Raw genomic sequence first — 13,999 nt, 5'->3', positions numbered from 1 at the left:
TGCTCTTCACCCCGATTCTACTCTTTTCCTTCGACGCATGGCAAATAAATTAGGAATTCCGTGCCCTCGTTAAGCTGGCTGTCGACGTGGATCGTTCCGCCATGATTGCTAATAATGCGGTAGCTGACGGATAGTCCTAGGCCCGTCCCTTCTTCTTTCGTCGTAAAGAACGGATCAAACAGTCGGTTTAACGTTGAGCGCATCATCCCTTTGCCGTTATCTTTGATCGAGATTAGGGCATATTTTCCCTCTTTGCGGGAAGTAATGGCGATGTTTCCCTTACGGTTGTCGTCGGTGTCCGCAATCGCGTCCATCGCGTTATTAATAATATTGAGCAGTACTTGTTTGATCTGTTTCGCATCTATCGCAACGGTCAGGAACGGATCGAAAATTTCGTGGCGAATCTCGATCCCTTTCATTAACGCTTCGCTTTCGGAAAGCAATATCGTCTCCTTGAGCAACAGGCTGACGATTACTTTCTGTTTCATCGGAGCGGTCGGTTTGGAGGAGTTCAGAAACTCGTAAATAATGTCGTTCGCCCTATCAATCTCCGATAAAATAATCCGGCCATATTCCTGCTTCCCGATCTCGGCTAAATACGGGTTAAGCAGTTGGATAAACCCCCGGATCGAAGTGAGCGGGTTACGAATTTCGTGCGCGATCGCCGCGGCGATCTTCCCCAGCATGGCGAGCTTGTCGTTCTGGAACGCTGCTTGTTCGATCTGCTTATACTCCGATACATCTTTCACACTGACCAAGTAATCGCCGTCCAATTCCTCCGATTGCGAAATGCTGACAAGCAGCACCCTCCCGCTTGCATCTTGAAACTCTCCTTGAAAACGTCGGCTGCGCTTCATCTCTTTCACCGCGCGAAGAATATGCTTCCGTACGTTTAACGGCAGCGAAGGATGGAAAAGCAATTCGAACAACGTGCCGCCGATCAGCGATTTTCTCGGCACTTGCAGCAAACGCGACATTTGCACATTCAGGAACCTCAGCGTGCCCGCGCCGTCGAACAGCGCGACTCCGCTGTCCATTTGCTGCAACACCGTCTCGAACTTGCTTGAACGCTCATCTTCAATAGAGACGGAATGGACCACGTTCGCCCTTAGCAGCAATTGCTCGGCTTCCGCATTCTCTCTTGTTGCCGCGCTGTCCGCCGAACGCAACGACAATAGCAATTCGGTAATAAACAAAAGAGACCGGTGAACGAACGTCAACCGGTCTTCGGGTTCCGCATTCGACAGCAAAAGTTTGACGCTTTCTTCGTGATGCTCCAAAATTTCTGCAGCCGGCCGGCAGCAGAGTTCAATTCGTAACTGCTCGCTTTGCGTCCGACTTCCATGACCTCCGTTGCGAACGAAGTCCGCAAGGACTGGGAAATATTTCATTCTCCAACCGTCCATTCGAATACTCCCCCGTAACTGGCTAAAGCTGGCATTCTAGTATTTGAAATTAATCAAATCATAGCCAGCAATTAGCATTACTGTCAACGGGAGAACTTGTCGAGCGAAGTCGAAACGAGAATAGGATATTTTTCCCTCATAATCGGGATTTTTCTTTCCGTTTAATCCCGGTCATCTCTTTCATTCCGGTGATCGTCCCGGTTATGGCCGTTGTTGTCCCTGTTGTTGTTGTCGTTCCGGTTTTTGTCGCGATTGCCGCCGTCATGCCTGTCGTCGTCGTTCTTGTCTTTGCCGTGATCGTCGTTGCCTTGCCGGTCGCTGTTCCGATGTTCATCCTTGTCTTTATTATCTTTGTTGTCTTTCTTCTTACCGTCGCGATCGTTATCCTTATTTTTTTTGTCATCATTTGACTGCTTATCGCGATTTTTGTCGTTATTCTTTTTGCCATCGCCTTTCATGTTGCCGTTGTTTTTACTTCCGTCTTCCGATTTCTTGCCATTTTCGCCCTTCGGGTTTGTTTCTTTGTCGGTCTTGTCGTGTTTCTTGTCGCCTTTATTCTTGTCGTCTTTATTCTTGTCCTCTTTATTCTTGTCGCCTTTATTCTTGTCGTCATCGTCGCTTTTCGGACGAAGCTCACCGTGGTCATCGACAATCAGGTGTTTATTCTCGTAGCCGCCGATCACTTGCTTTAAGCCGCCCCATTCGGACGCAATAACTTTGAGCGAGTTCGCCTTGATCGCATCAAGCGTCACATGATGGCCTTCCTGCTTGGAAATGAGCCAGAACGCCATTTGACCGGAAGAGATTCCGTTTGCGTTTGCATCGTCCCTGATCTGCTTCGGCACCGTGAACGTCGTCGTCACTTGAGGCGTAACGTCGCTCGCGCCTTCGCTCGCTGCTTTATTCAAAATCCGGCTGACCGTCCCAGTTACGGCGTCCTCCCATTGCGCTCCCGGAGAGCGAACGGGTATGCTGACAATAACAACGTTACTGTCGTCGGCCGACAAATAATGGCCTTCAGTCAGGTGGTCGGCCAATTCGTCCATGACCTCTTCCAAAGTTCTTCCCTTGAACCGTACACCCTTCACAATGGCGCGTGCATCTTCATTCACCGCCCGCAGTTCCCGCACATGTTGCTTGGCGTCCAGTCCAAGCTCAATGCTCGGATTGATGTCCATCGACACGTAAGCGACGACAGGTGGCGTTCGATAAAGGAAAAATCCGAATACGATCATCAAAACCGCCATCGCGCAGGCGCCCGCTTGCAAGAGACGTTTCCGTATTCTCTCCGCCGATCTCGCGCCTATGTCGTCCACTATTGTCTCTTCCCCGACTTCATGGATGGGCTGCCGTTTCACACGGACGAAGCGTCCATCCGGTGTCAGTAGCACGGCTATTCTTTTCTCCAACGCCATTACCGTTCCTCGATTCATGATGTCGCCTCCTCTCCGTCGTGATCAAGCCCGATGTATTCTCGTAAAAAAGGATAAGTGCCATAAGCAATCAATCCGACCGCTACCAAATATTTGCGATGCCGCTCCGCTGTTTTGCGCGTAATGTCCCCGCCTTCGCATAACTCCTTGATCGGAAGCTGCTTCTTTTGTCTTAACATGCCGCACAGTCGCTCATCCTCGCCCAGCCTTCTTCCGACTTTTAATAATGCGATTCGAGAATCCCGATGGCGAGGGGAATGGTCGACCAAATCCCCGAAAGTAATACCGTAACCCGATAGTTCCTCGGACAAGGCCGCGATTTCCGCCTTCCGGTCTTCCGCCGTTCTTTCACGTGCGTATGCATCCATCGCTTGTGCGACTTCGAGCCGGTTGCCCGCGCTATCGCCGTCTGCCGACTCCGTATCGAAGGCACTATAAGGTACGACCTCGGAATGTTTTTTTTCCTGCCTCGCGTAATCGATCAGTCTTCTTTGTATGACCGTTTCCGCGAAGCCCAAAAAAGACCGTCCGGCATCGCTCAAAAAACGATTGATGGCCTCGTCGAACGCCGCCAACGCAATGCTATAAGCATCGTCACGAGCTGGGTCGACGTACCTTCGGCAAAACCGACTGGTCGTTTTCAGTATGAATGGATGATAGCTTCGAATCAGCTCGTCCCGCAGCCGATCATCGCCTTGCTGTATTCGCTCCACCACACTTTCCGGCTTATCTCCCGCTATAGGAGAAACCGCCGGACGCCCGGGGGAGCTAAACCATTTCTTCCATAACACGAGCAGCACCCGCTCACCCCACATTTATACTTTTCGCGCTCATCTTCGATTTTCAGGGGGTATCCAGGCAAAAAGACCGCCCCGCAGAAAAAATTCTTCCCGGGACGGCCATCTGGTTATCATTCGGCATGTTTATCGGAATCCCAGCGGTTATGGATTACACCGCGCCGCCGGGCGCTTGTTTCATTTTTAACTTATGGCGACGCTGACTAAGCACAATCAGCCGCTTCTTCAACTGCTGCTCCCACTCGGCGTCCCGGATTTCCTTAGCGATAGTCAGCAAGTCGAGCGACATGTCGATTTGATTTTGCACGATGGCCGCCGGATCTTCCTCTTCGTTGTTGACGCAGTTCTCGTGAAGCGCTTTATCGGACTCGTCAACGTAATCGTGGAAGTCGACTTCTGATGCTCCGTCACCATGTGCATATTCAGCCAATATTTCGTACTCGTTCTCCACGAGATAATGGACTTCGATCCGATGACAAACCGGACAAAACAAAATCGGCACGTTGTGGATGCGCGTACGATAATGCTTCAGCGTTCCTTTCGTTCCGATCATGCTGGCTCCGCAGCAAAAGCTCATCGCCTTCCCCTCCTTCGCGTCAGATCTACTATTGTTCACACTATATTCTATACTCATGAACGCAATTCCTGCCATCGGCTATCGTCGAAACTTAAAAACTCTCCGGAACTTGCGTCCCAGAGAGTTTTTATGAAAATTGCCAAATTATTTCGCGACGAGATGTTTGTCTCCCGCTTTCCAGTTCATCGGGCACAGGCCGCCGGATTGCAACGCTTGAAGCACGCGCAACGTTTCTTCCACGCTGCGGCCCACGTCGTTGTGGTTAACGACTTGGTATTTCAGTTCGCCTTGCGGATCGATGATGAACAGGCCGCGAAGCGCGATGCCTTCTTCTTCAATCAACACGCCATAGTCGCGAGCGACTTGCTTCGTGATATCGGCACCGAGCGGATGGTTCAATTGACCAAGACCGTTGTCGTTCTTAGGCGTATTAATCCAAGCACGGTGGCTATGTTTGCTATCGACGCTAACGCCGAGAACTTCGGTGTTCAGGCCTTTGAATACTTCGTTCGCCTCGGAAAGAGCCGTAATTTCCGTCGGGCACACGAATGTGAAGTCCAGCGGATAGAAGTACAATACGAGCCATTTTCCTTTGTAATCGGACAAAGAAACTTTGCCGAAATCTTTGCCGTCGCCGTTCGCCGTTTCAAGCGTAAAGTCCGGTGCCGGACGTCCTACCAAACGTTCTGCCATGTGTAATTACCTCCTGTAAGCCCGACCTTGTCGCCAGTGCTTGTCCTCCAATTGATCACGTTAAAAATCGTACCATTCGCGGACAAACTAGTCAAGATGATAACTATTCCTTTTTTAGAATAATTACAATCTATGTGTCGATTGGTTTAGCGTTTGATTGCAGCGACGATCAGATCGCCCATTGCCGTCGTGCCGAGCGCCTTGCTCTTGTCGACCGCGATATCGCCTGTGCGGTGGCCGGCGTCAAGCACGTTCTTGACCGCCGTCTCGATCGCCGTTGCCGCTTCTTCGTAACCGAAAGTCAGACGGTACATGAGCGCGACGGAAAGGATCGTTGCGATTGGATTCGCGATGCCTTGGCCCGCGATGTCCGGTGCCGAACCGTGAACCGGCTCGTACAGGCCGAAGCTGCCTTCGCCGAGGGAAGCCGAGCTGAGCATGCCGATAGAGCCTGTCAGCATAGCAGCTTCGTCGCTCAGAATGTCGCCGAACATGTTCTCTGTTACGATGACGTCAAAGCTGGACGGACGGCGAAGCAATTGCATCGCGCAGTTGTCGACGAGCACGTGCTCAAGCTCGACATCCGGATATTCCGGCGCGATACGGATAACAACCTCTCTCCAGAGGCGGGACGTTTCGAGTACGTTCGCTTTATCGACGGACGCGAGGCGTTTGCTGCGCTTCTGCGCGATCTCGAACGCTTGGCGTACGATGCGCTCAACTTCGGTAACATTGTAGACGCAAGTGTCGACCGCTTCTTCGCCGTGCGCGCCTTCGCGACGGTATTTCTCGCCGAAGTAGATACCGCCGGTTAGTTCGCGAACAACGATCAGATCGGTGCCTTCGAGCACTTCAGGTTTCAGCGTGGAAGCGTCCTTCAAGCAATCAAATACGTTCGCGGGACGAATGTTGGAGAACAGGCCGAGCGCTTTGCGAATGCCAAGCAGCCCCGTCTCAGGGCGAAGCTCTTTCGGATTGCTGTCCCATTTCGGTCCGCCGACCGCTCCGAGCAATACAGCGTCGGATCTTTGGCACATCTCGAGCGTATCTTGCGGAAGAGGCGTGCCGCGCTCGTCGATCGCGATACCGCCGAACAAGCCGTGTTCGAATTCGAATTGCAGACCGAACAGTTCCTCCGTTTTACGCATTACTTTGATCGCTTCCGCGACAACTTCAGGGCCGATTCCGTCGCCTGCGACGACGGCGATTTTTTTTACTTCTGCCATAATATTATTCACTCCAATGTTGGGTTTAGGTTGTCTACTGAGACCTTCTCTCAATTGTAGTACATTTAGCTCCATTGACAAAATAGATAAAATCTATTACTTCAATAGGCGTTGACTATGGGCGTAAAAACGTCTCAGTCTACTTCTGATGATCTCGCTGGACCGGCGATCAAGACACAATTTATGCTGCAAATTCGCACGTTAATATACATTGATTATCACAGCGGATTGGATTACAATGTTTGCATGAGGTGATGATATCAATGCCCAATATTAGACCGATATCGGATTTAAGAAATTACACGGAGTTGCTGAATGAAGTCAAGGAAAATAGCCCTGTTTATTTAACGAGGAACGGTCGAGGAGAATATGCGATCGTTAAAATGAATGAGTTGGATAAGTTGCAAGCCATAATCAAACTACTCGCAAAGCTTGAGGAAGGCGAAAAATCAGCAAGAGAAAAGGGATGGCTCTCAGCGGATGACATTGCAGCCAAGTTAGGATTGTAATAATGGCTAATGTTCAATATTCACATGCAGCGCTAGATGATTTGCAGCAACTCAGCGAATACCTTACAAACAACTGGGGCGAACTTATTGCCAAAAGAGTGCTACAGAAGATTACTTCTGATATTCGTAGGTTGGAACAATATCCCGCATTAGGCACCGACTTAGGGAAGAATATTAATGTCCCCTCTGATTATCGCTATATTTTTTCTGAGAAGAATGATGTGTTTTACCGCATAGAAGCAGAAGCAATCAAGATTATCCGGGTACTGCATGAACAGCAAGATTACATGCAACAATTGTTTGGATTGAGCAAGGAGGATTGAGTGAGGAATTAGGCGCGGATACCCTTCTCCGCAGTACACAGCAAAAAACGACGCCTGCAGGCGTCGTTTTTTGCTGTTGCCACATCGCTTATCATGGACTAGAACGATGCACAACTATTACTGCTTCACCAATACAGTCTCCATAGCCCGGTTCAACCGCTCGAAACCTTCGATCGTTCCCGCGAAATCGTTATGCGTAAAGTTCAGGCGTAACATGTTTTTCTTAGCGGCATCGTCCGCGAAGAAGGAGACGCCCGGCACGAACGCGACGCCGAAGCCGACTGCGGTCTTCATGAGCTCCGCCGTATCGACCGCTTCGGGAAGTTCCAGCCAGAAGAACATGCCGCCCTTCGGCTCGTTCCACTTGACGCCCGGCCATTGCTGCTTCTGAAGCTGTTCGGCCATCTGGCGCATGCGCGCCTCGTATTCTTTGCGAACGAATTCGATATGCCCTTCGAGATCGAAATGCGCCATGAGCTGGTACAGCGTTTGTTGATCGAGCGAGCTCGAGTGCAGGTCCGCCGCTTGTTTCACCCTTGTCATATGGCGAATGATTTCCGGGTCGCCCATCACCCAGCCCGTCCGCAGCGCCGGAGCTGCCGTCTTGGAGAACGTGCTCGTATAGACGACGCCCGAACCTTTCGGATGCTCGTCAAGCGAGAAAATCGACGGATACGTCACCGACGCGTCGCCGAATTTCAGTTCGCCGTAAGGATTATCTTCAAGAATTAGCGCTTCGTGCTCCCGACATAGCTTCAACACCGCTTTGCGCCGTTCGACGCTCCACGCTTTGCCCGTCGGGTTGGAGAAAGTCGGGATGACGTAGACAAGCTTCGGTCGGTATTGCTTCAGCTTCGCTTCCAAATCAGCGGTATCCAAGCCGTCTTCGTCCCCGTCAACGGATACAATCTGCGCGCCGTAGGAACGGAACACTTGCAGAGCTGACAAGTACGTCGGCTTCTCGACGAGAATGACGTCTCCCGCATCGATATACACTCGGGTCAGCAGATCGATCGCCTGCTGGGAGCCGGTCGTGAGCAGCATGTCGTCCGGCGTTACCGTAATGCCTTTGCTGGCCATCCATTCGCAAATCTTCTCGCGAAGCGGTGTGTAGCCTTCCGTCAAACCGTATTGAAGCGCCCTGTTGCCTCCGGCCAGCACGCGCTCGAACGCTTCGCCAATCGCTTTAACCGGAAAATGTTCCTCCGCAGGCAAACCGCCTGCAAACGAAATGACGTTGCTGCTCTGCGTCAGCTTCAAAATTTCGCGTACGGCCGACGAAGTAAAAGTGCCTACTCTGTTCGAGAAACGATAGTTCATCCGAGCTTCCCCATTTCTTCGGCTTAGATCAGTGTAACGTTGTCGCGCCGGCTGCGTGTCGGTCCGTTGCGCTTGTCGACAAGACGGTTCAATGCATCAACGTACGCGCGGGCGCTTGCTTCAAGAATGTCCGTGCTTACACCGCGTCCATGCGCCGACGAGTCGCCTTGCTTTAACACAACATGTACCTCGCCGAGCGCATCTGTTCCGTCCGTAACGGATTTGATCGTGTAATCGTCGAGTTCGACCGTTTCGCCCGTCAGCTTGTCGATTGCGTGGTAGATGGCGTCTACAGAACCGTTCCCTTCTTCCGTTGTCTTGACAATCCCCTTAGGCGTCTTGAGCGTGATCGACGCCTTAGGTGTCGCATGCGTATCAAAGGAAACGACGAGTTGCTCAATCGCGAATACTTCAGGCGTCTCGATCATTTTCTCTTCGAGCAACGCGCGGATATCTTCGTCGCTGACGTTTTTCTTGCGGTCCGCGACATCTTTGAACTTGCCGAACGCCGCATTCACTTGCTCTTCCGTCAACTGCTCGTAACCGAGATCGACCAGCTTCTCGCGGAACGCGTGGCGTCCGGAATGTTTGCCGAGCACAAGCTTGCTGTCTCTCAGACCGATCGTGTCCGGGCTGATAATTTCGTACGTCGTTTTCTCCTTCAGCATGCCGTCCTGATGGATGCCGGATTCGTGCGCGAATGCATTGGCGCCGACGATCGCTTTGTTGCCCGGAACAACCATGCCCGTCAATTTGCTGACGAGGCGGCTCGTACGCGCAATCTCTTTCAGGTTAAGCGAAGTCGTCGCCTGGAAATAATCCGCGCGCGTCGCGAGCGCAAGCGCCACTTCCTCTAGAGCGGTATTGCCGGCGCGTTCGCCGATGCCGTTGATCGTGCCTTCGACCTGGTCGGCTCCGTTCAGAATCGCCGCCAGCGAGTTCGCGGTCGCCATGCCTAGATCGTCGTGGCAATGCGCGGACAACTGAATATTTTCGATTCCGGCGACGTTTTCTTTAAGCGTTTTGAATATATTGCCGAATTCAGCCGGATTCATGTATCCGACCGTATCCGGGATGTTCACGACGGACACGCCTTCGCGTACCGCCAACGTCGTCACTTCGCACAAGAAGTCCAGTTCGGTGCGACCTGCATCCTCCGCCGAAAACTCTACGCGACTGAAATGCTTTTTCGCATAACGAATTGCCTTCTGCGCAGTCTCGAGCACTTGCTCTTTGCTCATGCGCAGCTTATGCTGTCGATGGATAGGCGATGTCGCCAGGAAAATGTGGATCGCCGGGTCTTGCGCGCCCTTAAGCGCTTCCGCCACCGCGTCGATGTCTTTCTCCACTGAACGGGCAAGGCCCATGACGGACGCGTTCTTCACCGCACGCGCAACCGCGTTGACGGCAGCCAAGTCGCCCGGAGACGCAGCCGGAAATCCCGCTTCGATGCGGTCGACACCCAACTTCTCCAGTTGAAGAGCGATTTCAACTTTCTCCTGCGTATTCAGGTTAACGCCGGGTGATTGCTCCCCGTCCCGAAGGGTCGTGTCGAAAATATAAATTTTTCTCATAACTGAACTACCGCACCTCCAGAAGCCTTACGTGACTTTGAACCTTATTATAGCATAACATTCCCGCATGACGATGGTCGCGGTTAGACAAAAACCCCGGCGGCTTGCCGGGGTTTTGTGTTATTCGTCCGTTATTTATTTCTTGATCCAGTGCATCAGGCCGCGCAGTTGTGCGCCGACGACTTCGATCGGATGCTCGGCTTCATTGCGGCGGGTAGCTGTAAGGAATGCGCGTCCGGATTGGTTTTCCAAGATGAAGTCGCGAGCGAATTTGCCTTGTTGGATGTCGGAAAGAACGCGTTTCATTTCTTTCTTCGTTTCTTCCGTTACTACGCGAGGGCCAGTAACGTAGTCGCCATACTCAGCCGTGTTGGAGATCGAGTGACGCATGGAAGCGAGGCCGCCTTCGTACATCAAGTCAACGATCAGCTTCAGCTCGTGCAAGCACTCGAAGTATGCCATTTCAGGTGCATAACCAGCTTCAACAAGCGTTTCGAAACCTGCTTTAACGAGCGCAGAAGCGCCGCCGCACAATACAGCTTGTTCGCCGAACAAGTCGGTTTCGGTTTCTTCACGGAAGGAAGTTTCGATAACCCCTGCACGCGTACAGCCGATGCCTTTAGCATAAGCCATACCGATTTCGAATGCTTTGCCTGTGCCGTTCTGGTGGATAGCGATCAATCCCGGTACGCCGAAGCCTTCAACATACGTACGGCGAACCATGTGGCCCGGGGATTTCGGAGCAACGAGCAGAACGTCAGCATCCGCAGGAGCGACGATTTGACCAAAATGAACGTTAAAGCCGTGGGAGAACATCAGAGCCGCGCCTTTTTTGAGGTTCGGTTCGATTTCGTTTTTGTATACGGAAGCTTGCGTTTCGTCCGGCATCAGAATCTGCACAACGTCCGCTTTGCGCGTTGCATCGCCAACGTTCAATACTTCGAAGCCGTCGTTACGAGCAGCTTGCGCGGATTTGCCTTCGCGAAGACCGATGATAACACTCAGTCCGCTGTCGCGCAGGTTTTGCGCTTGTGCGTGGCCTTGGCTGCCGTAGCCGATTACTGCGATTGTTTTGCCTTTAAGAACGCTGAGATCAGCGTCTTTCTCATGAAAAAGATTAACTGCCATGGGGATGTGTTCCTCCTTAAAATGGGTAATGATGCGAATATGTCGACCCTCGAAGCGGGCGTTCCAATGGTGGCGCTAACGCGCCGTCGCGACATCGTGCTAAAGCCCGAATCTCGCTCCACTCGAACCCCCGCTTCGAACGGACGCTTCATGTTTGCTCTCTTCTTACGTTATGGCCTTACTTCAAACCTCTGTTCATAGCTGTGACGCCGGTACGGGATAATTCCCGGATACCGTATGGCTTGAGCAGTTCGATCATCGCGTCGATTTTCTCCGAATCGCCAACGACTTGCACGACTAGCGATGCAGGGCCAATATCGACGACTGCTGCGCGGAACGTCTCCACGATGCCCAGAATTTCCGGCCTGGAAGACGGCTCGGCGCTAATCTTAATCAGACCTAGTTCACGGGCGACCATCGGATTCGAACTGATGTCGATCACTTTAATGACGTCGATAAGCTTGTACAATTGCTTCTGGATTTGCTCCAGGGTATTGTCATCGCCCGTCGTAACGATAACCATACGCGACAAGCCCGCTTCTTCAGAAGCGCCTACAGTAATGCTCTCGATGTTGTACCCCCGGCGGCCGAACAGGCCGGAGACCCGTTGCAGCACGCCAGGTTGGTCGTTAACTAATATCGCTATCGTAAATTTACGGTTCATTCGGCATCCCCCATGATCATCTGATCGATCGTGCTTCCTTGGGTAACCATCGGATACACGTTCTCATGCTTGCGGACGACGAACTCGACGACCGCAGGCCCCGGATGATTCAACGCTTCTTCCCATACGCTGCGGGCATCATCCTTGTTCGAAGCGCGGAAACCTTTGACGCCATAGGCTTCAGCCAGCTTAACGAAGTCCGGACTGCCGGAAAGGTCGATGTGGCTGTAGCGGTTGTCGTAAATCAGTTCTTGCCATTGACGAACCATGCCGAGAACCTGATTGTTGATAATAACCACTTTAACCGGAATGTTGTTGATTGCGCAAATCGCCAGCTCTTGCGCACACATCTGCATGCCGCCGTCGCCGTTGATCGAGACAACCGTCCGTCCCGGATTGCCCATCTGGGCGCCGATCGCCGACGGGAATCCAAAGCCCATCGTGCCGAGTCCGCCGGAAGTGACCCACGAGCGCGGCTTGTTGAACGGATAGTATTGCGCCGCCCACATCTGATGCTGGCCGACGTCCGTCGTCACGATGGCATCGCCTTTCGTCGTCTCATGAATCATCTGAATAACCCATTGCGGCTTCAACTCTTCCTCGGAGTCGACATACTTGAATGGCTTCTCCGCTTTCCACTCGGCGATCTGCTTACGCCATGCGTCGGCTTTGGACGCGAACTTGGCGATCGAGTTCGCTTGTTGGAGCACCGCTTTGACGTCACCGACGATCGGGATGTCCGTTGGTACGTTTTTGCCGATTTCCGCCGGATCGATATCGATATGGACGATTTTCGCTTTCGGTGCGAAACCGGCCAGCTTACCCGTTACGCGATCGTCGAAGCGCGCGCCGATGCTAATGAGCAAATCGGAGGACTGGATTGCTGTGTTGGCGGTCCAAGTACCGTGCATGCCCGGCATCCCCATATGCAGATCGTTACCGCTCGGGAACCCGCCGAGACCGAGCAGTGTCGTCGTCGTCGGAATGCCCGTCTTCGTAACGAACTCGTACAATTCCTCATGTGCACCGGAGTATACAACGCCGCCGCCGGCCAGAATAATCGGTCTTTCGGCGTTCTCGATCGCGCGGATCATTTTCTCCACTTGACCTTTGTTCGGTTGAACCGTCGGGTTGTAGCCGCGTAAGCTCACTTGATTCACCGGTTGGAACAACGCCTTCTCGGCGGATACGTCTTTCGGAATATCGATAAGCACAGGCCCTTTACGGCCGCTATTGGCAATATGGAAAGCTTCGTGGATGACGCGCGGCAAATCCTCCGCCTTGCGAACGAGGTAGCTATGTTTCGTAATCGGCATCGTGATGCCAACGATATCCGCTTCCTGGAAAGCATCGGTCCCGATTAGCGACGTTGCAACGTTACCGGTGATGACGACAAGCGGCACCGAATCCATGTACGCGGTCGCGATGCCCGTAACCAAGTTCGTTGCTCCGGGTCCGGAAGTAGCGATACATACACCTACTTTGCCTGTGGAACGTGCGTAGCCATCGGCAGCGTGAATCGCGCCTTGTTCATGGCGAGTCAGCAAATGCTGGAAGTCGGTAAAACCATGCATCGCGTCATAGATGAACAGAACGGCGCCGCCCGGATAACCGAAGACGCACTCAGCGCCCTCCAGCAATAAGCTGCGAAGCAGCATTTCAGAACCCGAAATGACTTCCGGCTTGCTCCACTTTTCGATCAACTCTTCTTTGGATTTCATTTGAACACCTTGAGCACTCATCCATTTTTCCTCCTTTCGATGAATCAAGCAAAAATGTCTACAACGTCTTGCAAACGCTGGAGAAATCTTGCACGGATTATTCGGGGACGTTGGGCACTAAGCCGATCGGTACGAATAATCAAAAAAGCCTTTCGTCGCCTGAAGCCATTAAGGCTATCAAGGGACGAAAGGCTGTAGCTTCCGCGGTACCACCCGAGTTTGCCGATCACCTCGCGGTGACGGCCTTGTAAAGTACAATGTGCTCGCAATGCAGCGAAAATACATATGCACTTTAAGCGCAATAACGTGCGCTACTCCGATTCACCCTAATGCGCCAAACGGCGGTTCAGGCGAACAGCTCCGAGGAGACTTCGCTAACGGGGATTAAGGTACCGGTCTCAGCTAATCCGATACTCTCTGAGCATAAGAGCCCCACTGCTTTATCCTCATCACGGCAGTTTTGCTTCAGTCGATTTAGACATTATTATATTCTTCGCCAGGACGTTCGTCAATACACATCTTCGTACACCTGTCGTTGTGCTGTGATAATGTCACCCTATAACTGTTCTGAGATAATGTCACTATGAGACAGGAGACAGTGACATTGAGCAGAGCCGAATTGAAGAAG

General features: G+C 52.2%; 13 protein-coding genes. 2 read left to right on the top strand and 11 right to left on the bottom strand.

Going from position 1 to position 13,999, the window contains the following annotated elements; translation table 11 throughout:
- Nucleotides 1-17 precede the first annotated feature (17 nt).
- The 6 genes from ACFPOF_RS08125 to leuB form a co-directional block, all read right to left on the bottom strand.
- A complete protein-coding gene (locus ACFPOF_RS08125; RefSeq protein ID WP_378131408.1) occupies nt 18-1,406 on the bottom strand; it encodes an ATP-binding protein in 1,389 nt (462 codons plus the stop codon).
- Between the two features lie 161 nt (nt 1,407-1,567).
- Entirely contained in the window at nt 1,568-2,839 is a 1,272-nt protein-coding gene (locus tag ACFPOF_RS08120) for an anti-sigma factor domain-containing protein (protein WP_378131406.1), read from the bottom strand.
- The gene (gene sigI, locus ACFPOF_RS08115) at nt 2,836-3,654 is read right to left on the bottom strand and encodes an RNA polymerase sigma-I factor (RefSeq protein ID WP_378131404.1); all 819 of its coding nucleotides are present in this window, start codon (nt 3,652-3,654) and stop codon (nt 2,836-2,838) included. Before sigI ends, ACFPOF_RS08120 begins: the two co-directional genes overlap by 4 nt.
- A 133-nt stretch (nt 3,655-3,787) precedes the next feature.
- Nucleotides 3,788-4,213 carry a hypothetical protein gene (locus ACFPOF_RS08110; RefSeq protein WP_378131402.1) on the bottom strand — a complete coding sequence of 142 codons (426 nt, stop codon included), beginning with the start codon at nt 4,211-4,213 and terminating at the stop codon, nt 3,788-3,790.
- A gap of 144 nt (nt 4,214-4,357) precedes the next feature.
- Complete coding sequence (locus ACFPOF_RS08105) at nt 4,358-4,906, bottom strand: peroxiredoxin (RefSeq protein WP_378131400.1); 549 nt, start codon at nt 4,904-4,906, stop codon at nt 4,358-4,360.
- 146 nt (nt 4,907-5,052) lie between these two features.
- A complete protein-coding gene (gene leuB / locus ACFPOF_RS08100) occupies nt 5,053-6,132 on the bottom strand; it encodes a 3-isopropylmalate dehydrogenase (RefSeq protein ID WP_378131398.1) in 1,080 nt (359 codons plus the stop codon).
- Nucleotides 6,133-6,395: 263 nt separating this feature from the next.
- On the opposite strand from leuB, the gene ACFPOF_RS08095 reads away from it, so the two are divergent.
- Together ACFPOF_RS08095 and ACFPOF_RS08090 are read left to right on the top strand one after the other, a co-directional pair.
- Nucleotides 6,396-6,641: a type II toxin-antitoxin system Phd/YefM family antitoxin gene (locus ACFPOF_RS08095; protein WP_378131396.1), complete on the top strand. Its 246-nt coding sequence runs from the start codon at nt 6,396-6,398 to the stop codon at nt 6,639-6,641.
- Nucleotides 6,642-6,643: 2 nt separating this feature from the next.
- Complete coding sequence (locus ACFPOF_RS08090) at nt 6,644-6,964, top strand: type II toxin-antitoxin system RelE/ParE family toxin (protein WP_378131394.1); 321 nt, start codon at nt 6,644-6,646, stop codon at nt 6,962-6,964.
- Between the two features lie 117 nt (nt 6,965-7,081).
- Here ACFPOF_RS08090 and ACFPOF_RS08085 read toward each other — a convergent pair whose 3' ends face one another.
- From ACFPOF_RS08085 to ilvB, 5 genes are all read right to left on the bottom strand, one after another.
- Entirely contained in the window at nt 7,082-8,284 is a 1,203-nt protein-coding gene (locus ACFPOF_RS08085) for an aminotransferase-like domain-containing protein (protein ID WP_378131392.1), read from the bottom strand.
- A gap of 23 nt (nt 8,285-8,307) precedes the next feature.
- Nucleotides 8,308-9,858: a 2-isopropylmalate synthase gene (locus tag ACFPOF_RS08080; RefSeq protein ID WP_378131390.1), complete on the bottom strand. Its 1,551-nt coding sequence runs from the start codon at nt 9,856-9,858 to the stop codon at nt 8,308-8,310.
- Nucleotides 9,859-9,993: 135 nt separating this feature from the next.
- A complete protein-coding gene (gene ilvC, locus ACFPOF_RS08075; RefSeq protein WP_378131388.1) occupies nt 9,994-10,986 on the bottom strand; it encodes a ketol-acid reductoisomerase in 993 nt (330 codons plus the stop codon).
- A gap of 178 nt (nt 10,987-11,164) precedes the next feature.
- Complete coding sequence (ilvN, locus tag ACFPOF_RS08070) at nt 11,165-11,650, bottom strand: acetolactate synthase small subunit (RefSeq protein WP_378131386.1); 486 nt, start codon at nt 11,648-11,650, stop codon at nt 11,165-11,167.
- Nucleotides 11,647-13,392 (bottom strand): biosynthetic-type acetolactate synthase large subunit, encoded by a 1,746-nt coding sequence (ilvB, locus tag ACFPOF_RS08065; protein WP_378131384.1) that lies wholly within the window; start codon nt 13,390-13,392, stop codon nt 11,647-11,649. Before ilvB ends, ilvN begins: the two co-directional genes overlap by 4 nt.
- Nucleotides 13,393-13,999 lie beyond the last annotated feature (607 nt).

The organism is Cohnella soli (genome assembly GCF_042655525.1).
GTDB lineage: Bacteria > Bacillota > Bacilli > Paenibacillales > Paenibacillaceae > Cohnella > Cohnella soli.
This window is presented reverse-complemented; position numbering and strand designations above follow the sequence as displayed.